The sequence below is a fragment of the Mesorhizobium sp. M1428 genome, assembly GCF_040317515.1.
Taxonomy (GTDB): domain Bacteria; phylum Pseudomonadota; class Alphaproteobacteria; order Rhizobiales; family Rhizobiaceae; genus Mesorhizobium.
In genome coordinates, this window is sequence record NZ_JAMYKT010000007.1 from 183,045 (window position 1) to 199,554 (window position 16,510).

Sequence of the window (16,510 nt, forward strand, 5' to 3'; positions counted from 1 at the left end):
TTCTACATGTTCAGCCGGATGGCGACGGAGCGTCCATGTGCATCGAGGCCTTCCGCCTTGGCCAGCGTGATCGCCGCCGGCGCCAGTGCCCGCAACTGCTCCGGCCCGAGCTTCAGGATCGACGTGCGCTTGACGAAATCGAGCACCGAAAGCCCGGACGAAAAGCGCGCCGAGCGCGCCGTCGGCAGCACGTGGTTGGAGCCGGCGACATAGTCGCCAATGGCTTCCGGCGTGTGGCGGCCGAGAAACACCGCGCCGGCATTGCGCATCCGCGCCAGGAAGGCCTCGGGGTCGTCGATGGCAAGCTCGACATGTTCGGCCGCGATGCGGTCGACCAGCGGCAGTGCTGCCTCGATCGTCGGCACCAGGACTATGGCGCCGAAATCGCGCCAGCTCGCCGCCGCCGTTTCTCGGCGCGGCAGGTTCTGTAATTGGCGTTCGACTGCCTGTTCGACCGCTGCGCCAAAGGCACGGTCGTTGGTGATCAGTATCGACTGCGCCGACACGTCATGTTCGGCCTGGGCGAGCAGGTCGGCGGCGATCCAGTCGGGATCGTTGCTGCCGTCGGCGACGACCAGCACTTCCGACGGCCCGGCGATCATGTCGATGCCGACCGTGCCGAACACCTGGCGTTTGGCCGCAGCGACATAGGCATTGCCGGGGCCGACGATCTTGGCGACCGGCTTTATCGTCTCGGTGCCATAGGCAAGGGCCGCGATCGCCTGGGCGCCGCCGACGCGGTAGATTTCGGAGACGCCGGCAAGGTCGGCCGCCACCAGCACCAGCGGCGGCACCTCGCCGTCGGTGGCCGGCACCACCATGGCGATGCGCTCGACGCCGGCGACCTTGGCCGGCACGGCATTCATCAGCACCGAGCTTGGATAGCTCGCCGTACCGCCCGGCACGTAGAGCCCGACGGCCTCGATCGCCGTCCAGCGCGAGCCGAGCTCGACGCCGGCGGCATCGGTGTAGCGGTCGTCCTGCGGCAGCTGCCGCTGGTGATGGGAGCGTATGCGCTCGCGCGCGAATTTCAGCGCTTCGACCGTCTGCGGATCGGCGGCTTGGTAGGCCCTGGCAATGTCATCCCTGGAGACGGCGATGCCGAGCCTGGCCAGGTCGCCGCCGCCGAACTTCTGCGTGTACCCGATAAGCGCCGCGTCACCCTCGGCGCGCACCTTGGCGATGATCTCGCGCACCACGGCGTCGACATCGGCCGAGACTTCCCGTTTGGTCAGCAGGAACGCGGCAAAGCGCTGCTCGAAATCGGGGTCGGATTGGCGAAGCGTGACGGCCATCGGCTCAAACCCTGTGGACCGGGCGCGACGTCGCTTCCCAGGCGCCGCCGACATCGGCAAGCCGTGCCTCGATGCATTCGACGTCGAGCATGATTGTGCCGCCGCCCGAAAAGATCAGCTCGACGATGCCGGCCGGCTTGTCGAGCGCGAGAAAGCTGATCGCCAGCAGCGACAGCACTTCGTCGGGCTTGTCGCGGGCAATGCCGCTGGTCTTGGCGCCGAGCACCCGGTCGAAATGCAGCACCGCCTGCCGCCGCTCATTGTGCTGGCGGAAGAAGCCGGATTTCGCCTCCCAGACGAAGCGGTTCATGGTCAGCACGAAGCGCTTTACCGAAGGCAGGTATTCGAGATCGCTGACCTTCATGACAGCATCCTGGACATGCGCCGAGATGATGCTCAGATCCTGATCGTCGAGTGCGACAAGCTTGAGGCCATTCATGCGGAATTCGCACCTGCGAAGGTTTACATTTGGCCTTCTGTTAGGCGGTCTTGGCGATGCGCGCAACCGGACCGCAAGCCTTGCGGAAAGGCTCTAGCCCGAAATGCGCTCGATCTCCGCGCCGCAGCCGGACAGCTTTTCCTCCAGCCGCTCGAAGCCGCGGTCGAGGTGGTAGACGCGGTTGACCGTGGTTTCGCCTTCGGCCGCAAGGCCGGCGATGACCAGCGACACCGAGGCGCGAAGGTCGGTCGCCATGACCGGCGCGCCCTTCAGCTTCGCGACGCCCTCGACGATCGCCGTCTGGCCGGACAGCGTGATGTGGGCGCCGAGCCGGGCGAGTTCCTGGACGTGCATGAAGCGGTTTTCGAAGATCGTCTCGGTGATGCGCGACTTGCCCTTGGCCATCGTCATCAGGCCCATGAACTGCGCCTGCAGATCGGTCGGGAAAGCCGGGAAGGGGGCCGTCGTCACGTCGACCGGCGAAATGCCGGCGCCGTTGCGCCTGACGCGGATACCGGAATTGGTCTGCGTGATCTCAGCGCCCGTCTGCGAGATGATGTCGAGCGCCGTCTGCAACAGGTCGGGCCGGGCGCCTTCCAGCACGACGTCGCCGCCGGTCATCGCCACCGCCATCGCATAGGTGCCGGTCTCGATACGATCGGGGATCACCCTGACACGGGCGCCCGACAGCGCCTCGACGCCGTCGATGGTGATGGTCGCCGTACCGGCGCCGGAGATCTTCGCGCCCATGGCATTGAGGCATTCGGCGAGGTTGACGATCTCGGGCTCGCGGGCGGCATTTTCGAGCACCGTCTCGCCCTTGGCCAGAGAGGCCGCCATCATCAACACATGGGTGGCGCCGACCGAGACTTTCGGGAACACATAACGGTTTCCGACAAGCCTGCCGTTCCTGGTTTTGGCGATGACGTAGCCGGTGTCGACATCGATATCGGCGCCCAGCGCCTGCAGACCTTCCAGGAACAGGTCGACCGGGCGCGTGCCGATGGCGCAACCGCCGGGCAGCGACACCTTGGCCTCGCCCATGCGGGCCAGCAGCGGGCCGATCACCCAGAACGAGGCCCGCATCTTCGACACCAGCTCGTAAGGCGCCGTCGTGTCGACGATGTTACGGGCGGAGAAAGTGATGGTTCGCGAATAGCCTTCCTGCTGCTTTTCGCGGCGTCCATTGACCGAATAGTCGACGCCGTGATTGCCGAGGATGCGGATCAGCTGCTCGACATCGGCCAGATGCGGCACGTTTTCCAGCGTCAGCGTGTCGTCCGTCAAAAGCGAGGCGATCATCAGCGGCAGCGCGGCGTTTTTGGCGCCCGAGATCGGGATGCTTCCGGCAAGCTTATTGCCGCCGACAATTCTGATGCGATCCATGAAGAGCGTCCCCTCGGCGCAAAGGCCGGTTTAAATCGGTTGAGTCTGTTGCGGCCGTCTAGACCATTGGCCGGCTTGGTTCAAGAAACAGGCTACTCCCCACTTTGGCCCACGCCGACTTTGGCCAAAGTACCGGCGATAAACATAGCCGATTCGCGTTAATCTTTTTTCATCGCCGCCTGCAGCCCCTCCGGCCGCTCGTCGGCGTCGCCGGTCCTTCGCGAGCGCGATTGCGCCTTGCGCTTCTGCAGGTTGGCGCGCAGCTGCTCGGCCAGCCGATCCTTGCGGCCCGTTCCGGCCTTTTTCGCTGAACCATCCTTCTCCGGTGGTCCATCCTTGTTCGGAGAAACTGTCTTGCCGTTCATCGTTCCGTCCCGGCCGGCGACCCGCCGGTGCGGATCAAGGGATAGCCAACATTGTGGCACGGCCATGTCCGCAACGATCGACCGGTGCGGCCTTTCAACCCGGCCCCGTTTTGTGCCCCTGTCTTGGCCTTGCGCTTGCCGGTTCGATATGGCAGAAGCCCCGCCATCGGCGGCTGCGGTAGCTCAGTGGTAGAGCACTCCCTTGGTAAGGGAGAGGTCGAGAGTTCAATCCTCTCTCGCAGCACCAGATTTTCGGTCACCGAGGATTTGTGTTGCGCCTGAATTTCATTGCCCTTTGACTCGCCGTGTAATTGCGGCCTTTAGGGCGCCGACCCAGCATGCTCCTGGACCCGGCTTGCAGCGCCGTTCCCGCATCTCGCGATTTTTCGGACGCAGCGCCGCTCCCGGGTCACATGGCATCGGGCGGTGCAAGAAAACAGTTCTCATGCTCTTCGGTCGGATGAAGGCAAATCGCTGCTGCCGCGTGATCTTCCGATGATCCCCAGGCCTCAGGATGACAACCCAGCCACCGGGACGAACATGAACCGCCCGCGCTGGGATTCGCTGACACTCGCCGTGTTCCGCGTCGCCGTGACAGCAGGCCGGCGGATAGCCCCAGCCGGACGGGGCATCATGCGCCCTCGAGGGAACCAAAAACCCTGGCGACGAAAGTGCCGCAAGGACGACCGCGGCAGTGGCTCGGCGCCGCGCCATTCCCTTTTCCGGTTGCCGCTTCGGCCACATGTTGAAGATCATATGCCTGCTAATTAGCACTAGCTAATAAAAAGATGCTGGAGCGTCCTCCTGTGCAGCCGTTCTCGCGTTCCGCTCCGGCATGCTGCCTACCCCGTGTCTCTCCCTCCATTTTGTTGACTTTTGAAATAGTCACAGCTAATATAGAGAAAGCTAATGTTAGGAGAGTAACCCCCTTTTATCTCAACTACTTGAGTTCCCTTCAGAATTAATAGAAGTCAGCGATCAACCGCCCCCCAGAGTTTCATAAGCTCATGAGGATAGATGGCAGATGCATGTCCTATCCTTTAGCGCACTGGTCGCAGGATTGCTGAAAATTGTGCTGGTCTCTGTCCAGTATACTCACGCTAATCCTTATACGAACGGTCTCTCTCCTGATGAAAATCGCGAGAAGGTTGTCTTTGACGATCCGATTAACGAAGTCGACGTCGCAATCGTTCTTGCGGCCGACATGTCCGGCTCCATCAACCACATAGAGGCCAAGCTACAGCGCGAGAGCTATGCCGCTGCTTTGGAATCAGCAACCGTGCTTAACGTGATCAAAGAGGGTGTGCACGGCAAGATCGCCGTCACCTTTGTCGAATGGTCGAGCCGCGGCTCCTTGGAAACCAGGGTGGGCTGGACCATTCTTTCCGATGCAAATGATGCGGCCGTCATCGCTGAGGCACTCCGGAAGAAGTCGGAAAGGCGACGATCTGGTCCGCGCGGATCGAATACGTCGATCTCATACGCGATCGACGCCTCTGTGGACGCCTTTGACAAACTGCCTGTCCCAACGTTGCGCAGAATCATCGATATTTCAGGCGACGGATCAAACAATGACGGAACGTCCGTCGAGGACAGCCGTCAGAGAGCACTCCAGAAAGCCATTGTAATTAATGGCCTTCCAATAGGCGCTGACGTTGAAAATGGTGAGACGACGACGGAATATTATTCGAGGCACGTGATCGGAGGACCCGGCTCGTTCGTCATTCCCGCCGACAGTGCCGCTGCCTTTCAATCGGCAATAATCAGGAAGTTAATTCGAGAAGTGAGTTCCGCCTCCGGCAAAGCACGTTCTTAGACGGATCCTGCAGTCTGCCCGACGAAGCTAAGAAAGGTTCGAGCGATTTTGGGGCGGTCCAAAAATCGGCCACGCTGATCTCGAAGCAAAACGGTAGTCGACGGCCCCGTTTAGGGTTCGAAGCAGTCTTGCCCAGACTACTGTGTCTGACGTGAGTCCAACGGTCCAGCCGTCCAAAATCAGTCCGCGCATGGCAGCCAGAGCCGTTCGGGCGGGCGCTCGAAAATGCCTGAGGTGCCAAGCATCTCGCCATGCCAGGAAAATGCCAAGGTCGAGGTGGGAAAGCATCTGGTCTGCCCCTGCCGCAGGCGGCGTAACAAAGCTTGCAGCCGGGAACAATCACTCAACCCTCGCGTTTCTTGCCAAGACCCGCCTCTTTTCCACGGGCAGCGGGCCTCGAAGGCTCGCAAATGTCGCGCCGGCGTTTCAATCGCACTCGCCTCAGCCCTCACGATTTGGCTATTTGTGAACGCGTGTTTGATCAGGTTTGCGCAGATGAACGCATTGACCCTCTAAGCCTGGATGCCGAAGCCTTGGCGGTGATGATTGTCGCAATCTTCCGAAACGTGACTACCAATGAGCGCGAACTGCTGGAGGAAGTTAGGTCTCTTCGTCGCTCAAAAGGCACAGAGAAGGCGCACTAGCCTGGCGGCGTTCCGAGGCGAATTGGTCTGGTCCCGCTTTGGCACAGCCGTTTGGTCGGCCGCTTCGGCCGCATCGGCGGCCCTGTCGATCTTGCTGGCTCAATGAGCAAGTCAGATGCCCTCTGCCGCGTGCCGCGACGCGTGCTTAAGCCTTCCTCATCCGCGCGGCCTTCGCCCTTTTCCGCGGACCGTGAGAACGCCGTCCATCGGAATAATTCGGGCGAAGGACTCGTTAGTTCCTTAGACGATGCTAAATATGGAAAAGTGTCCGAATGTCACTTCATGAAGCCCGCCAGTCAGGCTGCGGCTTGCTCTGGCCTAACCTCGAAGGGAACCAGGGATGAAAATTTCGGCCTCTTTCACGAGACGAAGTGTTGTCGCCGGGCTGGCGCTGGCCGCCGCATCAACGTCGGTATTGCCTGCCGACAAGGCGCTCGCCCAGACGAAGAAAACCACATCCGAGAAAAGTCTGTATGAGCGACTGGGGGGTGTGTTCGCCATCGCAGCGGTGATCGATCATTTCAGCGACGCCGTCGTGAAGAACCCCATCGTCGGCCAGAAGTCCAAGAACCCGCAATTGCGCAAATGGCACACCAAGAACCTTGAAAGGTTGCCCGGCCTCAAGTTCATGCGCACGCTGTGGGTCTGCGACGTTTCCGGTGGGCCCTTCAAGTTCGTCGCCACCAAGCCCGGCGCGACGCCGCTCGGCCTCGAGGAAGCGCATCGCGACCTGCGGATCTCCCCAGCGGAATTCGATGAGGTCGCAGCGGAACTCGGGCGGACCCTGGATCACTTCAAAATTCCGAAGCCTGAGAAAACCGAAGTCCTGGAAGCTTTCGCCGCCCACAAGGACGAGGTCACCGCCGGCTACGTCAAGCGGGGCTGAAGCGCTTATATCGTGCGGGCATCCGTTCTGAGCATGGCGCGCGTCGCTGTGACTATGCAGCGCGGCCGCAGCTCAGCGGGCAATTATCCCGATGGTTCCTACTCCGAACCTGCCCGAGCTGTCTCCACTTGGAGCGACCCTTCCGGCAGCGGTCGCAGGAGTTCAGCCTCGGACCTCGTCAGGTGGATCCACGCCGCCCAGTCCGATGGCCGCAGCACAACCACTTGCCGGTTGTGATATGGCGCGACATCCGGGCCTGGCTCGCTCGTCAGCATCGTGAACGTCGGCGGCTTGTTGCCGACACCCTCGCGCCACAGCCCGGCAATTGCCATGAACGAATGGCCATTCAGCGAGAACCTGTGCTTGGTCTTTGGATATTTCGTTCCCGTGAATTCGAAGAATGCCGACGCGGGAACGAGACAGCGCTTGCTGTTGCCGAACTGCCGGCCCTCCGAGCGAAAGTTGAACACAGGTCCGCCTTTTGGTCCGGCCGGAGGAAAGCCGAACGTCATCGACGCCAGTTCGATTGCGTCGCAGGCAGCCCGCATTACCGGGGCGGGATCGTTGATGTGGATGTCATCCGCCTGCGGCAGATCCAGTTCGGTTTGATGACTGGGGATATTGAGCGCCAGCGATTTCATCATCCGGCAATACTCGGCCCAGGCGATGTGCTGCTCGTAGTCATTGCACATGGAATGGCTCCGCACGCTCGATCGAGATCAGTTCAATATATGGCGCTTGTTGGCGCTGATTGCCGGCGGATTTGATTATAAGCCTATTTGGGCCGGCGTGCGGCAGCGATGGCCTGCAACAGATTGATGCTGCTCACGTCGGGTTCGCTGGATGCGGCAACGGCAAGTGCGGCGGCCTCGGCTATTTTCGCGACGTCGTCGCTGCTGATCGTTCCGCGCTTCTCCAGCAGATTTACAAGTTCGACAACGAGAAGAAAGGCGTTCACGCCATATCGTTCGGCTTTGAGCTCGAACTCGCCTCGAGCCAATTTCTCCGCGTCTCCTTCAGCCCGTTTGTCCACGTTGGCGTCCTCTCCTATGGCGACAAGCTATTAACGCTTAGCACGAATGGTTTAATCCTTCGAACTCGCCACAACCTTCGCCAATTGCCGGGCATAGTGTCGCCGGTGGCAAGGGCATGGGTTCAGCCAAGGATGAGACCAACCAACAGAACGGTAAGAATAAAGGACAGCACGACGGCAAGTAGCCCGCATGCTTCCAAAGTGTTGGTTTGCCAAGCTTTCGTCGGGCGCCTCCGGTTTGAATTCCTGTTTCGCGAAACAAACTTCATCGGGCACCAGATCGGACGCGGAGCCGGCTTGAATTCGGCAAAGTGCTCCTCTTCATCGGCCCGGAAGGCATCTCCGCGAAACTCCGGAGCACCGTATGCGCGGCGCTGGCCTGCCTTTCATCGACGCGTGCCATCACCAGTACGACACCCTGTGCGATCTTCGGCTTGCGCGGCTTCTGGGCGAAATCGGCAAAAGTTCCGAGAAGCACGCCGGCAAAGCCGCCCCACGCCGCACCGACCAGGGCCATCCCGGTCATGCCCGCAGGATCAATGTCTTGAGCTCCAAAAGCACTGAAACCGGCCAACAGACCAGCCGTCGCGCCAAGTGCGGCACCAGCAACCGCACCCCGCCAGAGAACGCTCACCTCATCATCGTAATATCCAGCAACGCTGATCGGTTCATCGTTGTCGTTGTAAGATCCGACGACGCTGATCTGGCGGCGGCGAATCCCGGCGGCCTGAAGCCTGGCAACGGCACGTGCTGCCTGGGCATGGGAATTGAACAGTCTGCTGATCGTTTGCATTTACGGCCAGGCCCGAAGCTCGTTCGGAGCGTCGGGCCTCTCCTCCCTGGCTTTGAACTCTCCGCCCGGACGCATCTTCGTCGCGCCAAAGCTCACCACAACGTGAGCCGGCGGGCTACGTTCCTCAGCCGGGGCTTCGGTCCAATCCTGGAGTATTTTGCTTGGGACCTAAGTCTGACCTGCTTGAGTGCAACGGACAGCGAGGCCATGCCGGCGGGGGAGCCGCTGCCGAGGCGAAGAGGTCGAAGAGAGGGCTAGGACGCTACCGCAGACCCAAAAAGCTCAAAATGGCGATTACGATCACAATGGCGCCGACCAGCCAGATAATGTTGTTCATCATTACGCTCCTTCGCCTACGGGCTGGGCGCACGCCGAGGCGAAGCCCGCCACGCATGTAGAACATTAGATATGGCTAAAGGTTCCTCGCGGGCCTTGCTGTCGAAAGAGCCCGCCGCACCAGTCGGCACGGCGGGCGACGCACATTTGCCGGGTGATGGGCAGCGTAAGGCGTTGCGTCCAAGACCTAGCTGATGCTTCTGGACCAGTTATCTATTTGGCGCTCCGCCTCTTCCTTGGCGATGCCATATCGCTCCTGGATCCGGCCTGCCAGCTGGTCCCGGTTGCCCTCGATCCGATCGAGATCATCGTCGGTGAGGTCACCCCACTGCTCTTTCGCCTTGCCTTTGAACTGCGTCCATTTTCCCTTGATTTGATCCCAGTTCATATGTTCCTCCTTGCTTCCTGGGCCCGTACTGAGCGGAGCGCGGACCGATCCGCATTTCGATGTTGGTTACGAATGAAGATTAGCAGCCGCTAAAAGTTCCGGTGCCGGCGCAAAAAGCCCGCCGTGCCCGTGCCGGACTGCGAGCTGATGTTGATGCTATCCAAAGCTTGATTGCCGTTCGCAGCGCCATCTTATCCCGTTGAAGTCGCCGGACTTCTTGCTTGCTGGCTTTGGCCGGCAAGCCTCGAGAGGCTGCCCGGCAGCATTGTTCTGTCCTTGCCGATCATCAGCACGCCGCTGTCGGGCGCTAGCAGGGCCGAGAACGGCAGCATCGCCGCGCCGATCGGCGAGGCCTCGGGGCCGAATTGTCCCGAGACGATTTCCGGCGCCACGATGCCGATGGCGCTGACCCTGTTGAACTGGGTCTGCACCTTTGCCAGCAACTCGAGATGGATCGGCCGCGGCAGGATGCTGTCGAGAACGATCGCCTCGATGTCAATGACCGAAGTGATGGCGATGATCGCCTCGACCAGCGCATTGGCGCAATCGTCGATCCATTCGGACAGCGGTTCGCGCGCCCCCGGCGGCAAGGGATCGAGCTCGCGCACGCGGTTGATCTCGATGCCTCGCGATTTGAGATGATTGACCAGCACATAGATCGAAGCGCGATGCAGTAGGCTCTGGTAGCGCGCCGGCTTGGCCGCCACCGAATCGAGGCTTGAAGGCGAGACCGGCAAAGGACCGAGCGCGGCGCTGTTGCCGTGCGGCCCGGTATGGACCTTGCCGCCTTGCACCAGTCCACCGCCGACAAAGGTATCGATCGAGATATGCATGAAGTCGCGGAAGCGCGCGCCGGTCCCCTGGATGAGTTCGGCGAGTGCGGCCGATGACGCGTCGTTTTCCACGAAGACCGGGGTCGTCGGCTTTGTGGCAAAGAACGTCGTCAGATCGATTGCTTCCCAGCGGCTGCCAAGATCGTCGGGAAAGCCGAGCTCTTCGCTCCAGCCGCCGAGGAAATATGGCGAGGCGATGCCGACGCCGACAATGCTGGCATCGCCAAGCCCCTCGACCAGCTTGTCGAAATTGGCGAGCGACATGTTGCCGGCCTTGAGCACCATATCGGGATCTGGAAAGCGATATTCATGCGACTCGCGGGAGCGGACCTCGCCGGCAAAGTCGACGAGCACGGCTTCCAGCGCTCGACGGCCGATCTTGATGCCGACGCTGTAGATACGCTCGGGTGCAAGTCGGTAGAGAGTGGATGGCGATCCGCGTTGTCCGAACCTTTTTCCCACTTGCTTTACGAATCCGGACGATTCCAGCCCGTCGACAATGGTTGCGACTGCAGCCGGCGTCAGATTTGCGGCGCGCGCTAAATCGGACTTGGATGCCTCCTTCAGGCGGCGAATGGCATCCAGCACGAAGCGCTCGTTATAATGCCGAACCTTGACCGAATTGCTGCCTTTTCCGGACAAAACCGGCGCCTCCTCATTTCATTCCCGCAGAGCCACTCCAGCCGCTTGCAGCTTTGAGGGTGCCGCGGGGTCGAGCACTCCAATCGCACCCGTGCGCGACGCGACAGTGCCCCTCGCGGCCATGGAAGTCAATTTTCCAGTTGCGGCATTCAGCCATTTAATATAGCAAATTGAAAAAACAGGACCAGGGAGGAAAGGTGCTGCACTTGGGCGCATTAGGCGAAGCCGATGCCATGGTGAAGAGCGACGCGGCTGTCCCCGTTGCCCTGGTTCAGGCGACAAAAGCCTTCGGCGGCACGATTGCCCTCAAGGACGCGTCCTTCGAATTGCGCTCAGGTGAGGTGCTGGCTCTGCTTGGCGAAAACGGCGCCGGCAAAAGCACCTGCGTAAAGCTGCTGGCCGGCGTGTATCTCCCGACCGGCGGCCATGTCGAAGTCGATGGCAAGCCTGTGGTCTTTCATTCGCCGCACGACGCCCAGGCTGCCGGCATCTCGGTCATGCACCAGCACCCCGGTCTTTTCCCGGATCTTTCGGTGGCGGAAAACATCTATCTCGGCCATATGCCGCGCGACCGCTTCGGCGGTATCGACAACGCCGCCATGCTTGCCGGCGCGCGCAGGGTGCTGGCGACAGTCGGCCTCGACGTGCCGGCCGAAACCCGGCTCGGAACGTTGCGCACCTCCGAACAGCAACTGGTCGAGATCGCCCGCGCCCTGTCGCTCGACGCGCGGGTGCTGATCATGGACGAGCCGACGGCCGCCCTGTCGCAGCGCGAGGTCGAGCGGCTGTTCGCCGTCGTCGCCGACCTGCGGCTGCACGGCGTGGCGATGATGTTCGTCGGCCACCGCATGGACGAGATTTTCCGCATCGCCGACCGCATCGCGGTGCTGCGCGACGGGCGTCTCATTGGTGTCAAGCCGAAGGCCGAGCTTGGCCGCGCCGCCGCCATCGGCATGATGGTCGGCCGCGAGGTCACCGACCTCTATCCGCAGCGAAACCACGCCACCGGCGCACTGGTGCTGGAGGCGAGGGGGCTTTCACACGCCGGCGGCTTTTCCAATATCGACTTCAAGCTCCATGCCGGCGAGGTGCTCGGGCTCGGCGGCCTGGTCGGCAGCGGGCGGACCGAGATCGCGCGCGTGCTGTTCGGCATCGACCAGCCCGATGCCGGCGAAATCCTGATCGACGGCGAGACTGTGCGCTTCGCGTCGGCGCGTGACGCCATGGATGCGCGCATCGCCTATGTCTCGGAAGACCGCATGGGCCAGAGCCTGGTGATGGATTTTTCCATCCTCGACAACGCCGTGCTGCCCGTCCTCGACAAGGCGGCCCGCTCCGGCGTCTACGGCACGAACCGCGCGATCGATCTGGTTTCGGACTGGCTGAAGCGCATGAAGCTTCGCTTTTCCGGCTACGCGCAGCCGGTGAAGGAACTGTCCGGCGGCAACCAGCAGAAGGTGGTGTTGGCCAAGTGGCTGCGCACCGAACCGCGCGTCCTCATCCTCGACGAACCGACGCAAGGCATCGACGTCGGCACCAAGGCGGAAGTGCATGCAATGATCGCCGACCTTGCAGCGCAAGGCATGGCCATCATCCTGATCTCCTCCGAAATGCCCGAGCTCATCGGCATGTGCGACCGCATCATCGTCCTGCGCGAAGGCCATCGGACGGCCGAATTCAGCAGGGGCGAAGCTACCCAGGAAAAGGTGCTGGAAGCAGCGACGAAAGCCGGCGAAAGCGCCGATGCGGCGGCACAGGCCGCCGGTGAGGAGACAAGAAAAGGACCGCTCGACATACTGAAGCGGCGGGAGTTCGGCCTGCTCGCCGCGATGCTGGCGGTCGCCATCCCGGTCACCATCATCAACCCGCGCATGGTGAGCGCTGCAAACCTGACCGCGGTGTCGATGGATGCCGCGCTGCTCGTCGTAGCGGCACTCGCGCAGATGCTGGTGCTTATCACCCGCAACATCGACCTTTCGATCGCAGCGGTGATCGGCCTGTCGGCTTACATGGCGGCCAGCATGGTCCAGGCCTATCCGGGGCTCGACATTGGCATCGGCCTGATGACCGCATGCGCCGTCGGTGGTGTCGCCGGCCTGATCAACGGCCTCGTCGTCACCAGGGGAAAGATCCCGGCGATCGTCGTCACGCTGGCCTCGATGTCGATCTTCCGCGGCTTCAACTCGATCTGGGCGGCCGGCGACCAGATCAGCGCCGACGAAGTCACGCAAGCCTGGCTCGACATGACCGGCCTGAAGATCGCCGGCGTGCCGCTGATCGTCGTCATCGCGATCGTCATCCTGTGCCTGGGTTATGTGCTGCTCTATCGCACCGCCGTCGGCCGCGAACTGTTCGCCGCCGGCTCCAATCCGGACGGCGCGCGTCTGATCGGCATCCCCGTTGACCGCCGCATCCTGCTGGCCTTTGGCATGGCCGGCCTGCTCGGCGGCCTGTGCGGCGCGCTGTGGGCATCGCGCTATGCGACCATCGACGCCCGCGTCGCGCTCGGCTTCGAACTCACCGTCATCGCGTCGGCGGTGGTCGGCGGCGTCGCCATCCGCGGTGGTTCGGGCACATTGCTCGGCATCATTCTCGGAGCCCTCACACTGCTCGTCATCAAGAACGGGCTGACGCTGGTGCGCGTCGACCCGCTGTGGCTGCAGGGCGTCTACGGCCTGGTTATCCTGGTCGCCATCGGCATCGACACCTTCATCGTGCGGCGTGCCGAGCAGGCAAGACAGGCGAGGGCGCGGTGAAAAAGTTCCTCCGTTCGATCGACTTCTGGGATCTGCTGCTGGCGACCTCTTGCGTGGCCATCTTCCTCTATGCCGCGATCTTCGTGCCGAATTTCGTTTCCGGCTTCAATCTTTCGCAACTGGCCGCCAGCGCCTCGGAAAAGGCATTGCTGATCCTGCCGATGACGCTGCTCATCATTACCCGCGAAATCGACCTGTCGATCGCCTCGGTGCTGGCGCTGACCTCCGTCGTCTTTGGCTTGCTGGTCCAGGCCGGTGTGCCGACGCTTGCCGCAATCCCGCTGACGCTCGCCGTCGGCGGCCTGCTCGGCGCCTTCAACGGCTATCTGGTCTCGGGTCTTGGACTGCAGTCGTTGGTTGTGACGCTCGGCACCATGGCGCTCTATCGAGGCATTGGCTACATCCTGCTCGGCACCGGCTCGGTCAACATCCTGCCGCCCGCGGTCGTCGACTTCGGCATCAACAACCTGCCGGGCACCGAGATACCGTGGACCATCGTGCCCTTCCTGGTGCTGGCGCCGGTGTTCGCGGTCGTGCTGCAGAAGACGCCGACCGGCAAGCGCATCTACGCGCTCGGCGGCAGCCCCGAAGTGGCGCGCTATTCCGGCATAAACACGCGCCGGATGGTGCTGAACCTGTTCGTCGTCTCGGGCGTCGTCGCGGCGATAGCCGGCATCGTCTATACCGCGCGCCTTTCCAACGCCCGCGCCAACAACGCGCTCGGCATGGAGCTCGATGTCATCACCATCGTGCTGCTCGGCGGCGTCAGCGTCTTTGGCGGCAAGGGCCGCCTGACCGGCGTCATGCTGGCACTGGTCCTCATCGCCATCATCCGTAACGTGCTGGCGCTGAACCAGATCGGTGGCGACGCGCAGGGCATGATCATCGGCCTGCTTCTGATCGGTTCGCTGCTGGTCGGCAATTACTGGCGCTCCACACAGGAGATGCTCAATAGATCCCGCGCAATGCGGGAGACAAAGGGGTGATCTCGGGCCCCTTCCTTCAAGCCCGAATTTTGACGGAGGAGTCACAATGAAAGCGTTTAGATTAGCCCTGCTCGCATCCGCGGTTCTGCTTGCGCCAACGTCGCTGGCCTTCAGCCAGGAGTGCGCCAAGGAACCCGTAACGGTCGGTTTCCTGCCCAAGCTCGACACGGACCCCTACTTCAAAGTGGCCTTCGGAGGCGCACAAGAGGCGGCCAAGGAAATTGGCGGCACCGCTACCCAGGTCGCCCCATCGCAGGCGACTGCCGAGGCACAGATCGAATTCATCAACAGCCTCGTGTCGCAGAAGGTCGGGGTCATCGCAATTGCCGGCAACGACGCCAATGCCGTCGCGCCTGCGCTGAAGCGCGCCGTTCAGCAAGGCGTCAGGGTGATTTCATATGACTCCGATGTGGCCGCCGATGCCCGCGCGGCATTTGTCAATCAGGTCAAGGGCGACAGTCTGGCAGAAATGATGCTCGAAAGTGCATTCGCCCTCAGTGGCGGTGAAGGCGAATTCGCGATCCTGTCGTCGACGCCGACGGCGACCAACCAGAACGCCTGGATCGACTTCATGAAGGCGAAGATGGCGGCCGAGCCGAAGTTCTCCAAGATGAAGCTGGTGCAGGTGGCCTACGGCGAAGAAAGCGAACAGATCAACCAGCAGCAGGCATTGGCGCTGGTCCAGGCGTTTCCCGATCTCAAGGTGATCATCGTCCCGGCAGGCATCGGCCTTCCGGCGGCCGCGCGTGCACTCGAGGAAGCGGGCATGATCGGCAAGGTCAAGCTGACCGGCCTCGCGCCGGCCACTCTGATCTCGAAATACATTAAGGACGGGGCGGCTCAAGATATCTGGTGGAACGTCACCGATCTTGGCTATCTTACCTATCAGACAGCCCAGGCGCTTGCGCAGTGCAAGATCACCGGCAAGGAGGGTGAGAAGTTCACGGCAGGCAGGCTCGGCGAATACACGATTGGCGCCGGCGGCGAACTGATCCTTGGTCCGGCCAAGATCGTGACCCCCGAAAATCTGGCCGAGTTCAAGTTCTGATCCTTTAGAGCTCAAGTTCCAGCGGGGCGCCGGGTCCATCCGGCGCCCCTCCTAAAACATCTCGAATGAAAACAGTGCGGGGGCGGCAATGAAGATATTGCTTGCAGGCGAAACCTTTGCGGCGACGACGTCGGTCGCCATCGGCAGCGATGTACTTACAAGCGCGGCCTCGACAAATGGTGCGACCGCCTTCAATACCGCGCTGGCCAGTGAAGGCATCGCGGTCACGCAGATCGGCGGTGAGCGTTGCAGCGCGGAGTTTCCCTATGAACTCGATGCGCTCGCCCAATATCAGGCGGTGGTGATCTCCGATGTCGGCGCCCTGACATTGCTGGTGACGCCGGATGCCCGCGCCGGGCGTGTCGGCGTCAACCGCCTCGATCTGCTCAAGGCCTATGTCGAAGGTGGCGGCGGGCTGATGCTGGCCGGCGGTTACATGGGCTTTCAGGGCATGTTCGGGACGGCGCGGTTCCACGACACCCCGGTTGAGGATGTGCTGCCGGTCCGCTGCCTGCCCTTCTGTGACGGCATGGAGGTGCCGCAAGGCCTGCAGGCCTCCATCCTGCAGCCGTCACATCCGATATTGTCCGGAGTGGAGGGGCCGCTGCCGCCGATTCTCGGCATGAACAAGCTGGAATTCAGGCGCGACGGTTCGTCCCGGCTTCTGGCGACCTGCCACCATCGCGGCGCCGACTGGCCGCTCCTTGCCGTCGGCAGCCATGGCCGCGGCCGCACGATTGCCTGGGCAACCGATATCGGCCCGCATTGGCTCTCGCAGGATTTCCTCGGATGGCCGTTCTACGGAAGACTGATGGCGAACATGGTCCATTGGCTCGCCGGCAATGAATGAGAAAGCTGGTTTGA

At 62.0% G+C, this 16,510-nt stretch carries 15 protein-coding genes and 1 tRNA gene; 7 read left to right on the plus strand and 9 right to left on the minus strand.

Annotated features, from left to right (window positions below; translation table 11 throughout):
• Positions 1 to 2 precede the first annotated feature (2 nt).
• The 4 genes from hisD to NKG60_RS12750 form a co-directional block, all read right to left on the minus strand.
• A complete protein-coding gene (hisD, locus tag NKG60_RS12735) occupies positions 3 to 1,295 on the minus strand; it encodes a histidinol dehydrogenase (protein WP_352664100.1) in 1,293 nt (430 codons plus the stop codon).
• A gap of 4 nt (positions 1,296 to 1,299) precedes the next feature.
• Positions 1,300 to 1,734: a DUF2948 family protein gene (locus NKG60_RS12740; RefSeq protein WP_352488277.1), complete on the minus strand. Its 435-nt coding sequence runs from the start codon at positions 1,732 to 1,734 to the stop codon at positions 1,300 to 1,302.
• Positions 1,735 to 1,827: 93 nt separating this feature from the next.
• Complete coding sequence (gene murA, locus NKG60_RS12745) at positions 1,828 to 3,120, minus strand: UDP-N-acetylglucosamine 1-carboxyvinyltransferase (RefSeq protein ID WP_352664098.1); 1,293 nt, start codon at positions 3,118 to 3,120, stop codon at positions 1,828 to 1,830.
• A gap of 158 nt (positions 3,121 to 3,278) precedes the next feature.
• Positions 3,279 to 3,485 carry a hypothetical protein gene (locus NKG60_RS12750; protein ID WP_352664096.1) on the minus strand — a complete coding sequence of 69 codons (207 nt, stop codon included), beginning with the start codon at positions 3,483 to 3,485 and terminating at the stop codon, positions 3,279 to 3,281.
• Between the two features lie 172 nt (positions 3,486 to 3,657).
• Here NKG60_RS12750 and NKG60_RS12755 point away from each other — a divergent pair.
• The 3 genes from NKG60_RS12755 to NKG60_RS12770 all read left to right on the plus strand — a co-directional run bounded on the left by NKG60_RS12755 (position 3,658) and on the right by NKG60_RS12770 (position 6,831).
• A tRNA-Thr gene (locus NKG60_RS12755) sits at positions 3,658 to 3,732 on the plus strand.
• A gap of 777 nt (positions 3,733 to 4,509) precedes the next feature.
• Positions 4,510 to 5,301, plus strand: coding sequence for a DUF1194 domain-containing protein (locus NKG60_RS12765; RefSeq protein WP_352488279.1), 792 nt, complete (start codon positions 4,510 to 4,512; stop codon positions 5,299 to 5,301).
• 984 nt (positions 5,302 to 6,285) lie between these two features.
• The gene (locus NKG60_RS12770; RefSeq protein ID WP_352664094.1) at positions 6,286 to 6,831 is read left to right on the plus strand and encodes a group I truncated hemoglobin; all 546 of its coding nucleotides are present in this window, start codon (positions 6,286 to 6,288) and stop codon (positions 6,829 to 6,831) included.
• Between the two features lie 98 nt (positions 6,832 to 6,929).
• Here NKG60_RS12770 and NKG60_RS12775 read toward each other — a convergent pair whose 3' ends face one another.
• From NKG60_RS12775 to NKG60_RS12795, 5 genes are all read right to left on the minus strand, one after another.
• A complete protein-coding gene (locus NKG60_RS12775) occupies positions 6,930 to 7,523 on the minus strand; it encodes an SOS response-associated peptidase (protein ID WP_352974976.1) in 594 nt (197 codons plus the stop codon).
• Between the two features lie 83 nt (positions 7,524 to 7,606).
• Positions 7,607 to 7,864, minus strand: a complete 258-nt coding sequence (locus NKG60_RS12780) for a hypothetical protein (protein WP_352664090.1) — start codon at positions 7,862 to 7,864, stop codon at positions 7,607 to 7,609.
• A gap of 265 nt (positions 7,865 to 8,129) precedes the next feature.
• Positions 8,130 to 8,657 carry a hypothetical protein gene (locus NKG60_RS12785; protein WP_352664088.1) on the minus strand — a complete coding sequence of 176 codons (528 nt, stop codon included), beginning with the start codon at positions 8,655 to 8,657 and terminating at the stop codon, positions 8,130 to 8,132.
• A gap of 523 nt (positions 8,658 to 9,180) precedes the next feature.
• A complete protein-coding gene (locus tag NKG60_RS12790; RefSeq protein WP_352664086.1) occupies positions 9,181 to 9,381 on the minus strand; it encodes a CsbD family protein in 201 nt (66 codons plus the stop codon).
• A 191-nt stretch (positions 9,382 to 9,572) separates the two neighbouring features.
• Positions 9,573 to 10,856 (minus strand): ROK family transcriptional regulator, encoded by a 1,284-nt coding sequence (locus NKG60_RS12795; RefSeq protein WP_352664084.1) that lies wholly within the window; start codon positions 10,854 to 10,856, stop codon positions 9,573 to 9,575.
• 197 nt (positions 10,857 to 11,053) lie between these two features.
• Here NKG60_RS12795 and NKG60_RS12800 point away from each other — a divergent pair, with 197 nt between their 5' ends.
• From NKG60_RS12800 to NKG60_RS12815, 4 genes are all read left to right on the plus strand, one after another.
• The gene (locus NKG60_RS12800) at positions 11,054 to 13,612 is read left to right on the plus strand and encodes an ATP-binding cassette domain-containing protein (RefSeq protein WP_352664082.1); all 2,559 of its coding nucleotides are present in this window, start codon (positions 11,054 to 11,056) and stop codon (positions 13,610 to 13,612) included.
• Positions 13,609 to 14,598, plus strand: a complete 990-nt coding sequence (locus NKG60_RS12805; RefSeq protein WP_352664080.1) for an ABC transporter permease — start codon at positions 13,609 to 13,611, stop codon at positions 14,596 to 14,598. The genes NKG60_RS12800 and NKG60_RS12805 overlap by 4 nt, the downstream gene beginning before the upstream one ends.
• A gap of 46 nt (positions 14,599 to 14,644) precedes the next feature.
• Positions 14,645 to 15,646: a rhamnose ABC transporter substrate-binding protein gene (locus NKG60_RS12810; RefSeq protein WP_352488291.1), complete on the plus strand. Its 1,002-nt coding sequence runs from the start codon at positions 14,645 to 14,647 to the stop codon at positions 15,644 to 15,646.
• 88 nt (positions 15,647 to 15,734) lie between these two features.
• On the plus strand, positions 15,735 to 16,496 hold the full coding sequence (locus NKG60_RS12815) for a glutamine amidotransferase (RefSeq protein ID WP_352664078.1): 762 nt from the start codon (positions 15,735 to 15,737) through the stop codon (positions 16,494 to 16,496).
• Positions 16,497 to 16,510 lie beyond the last annotated feature (14 nt).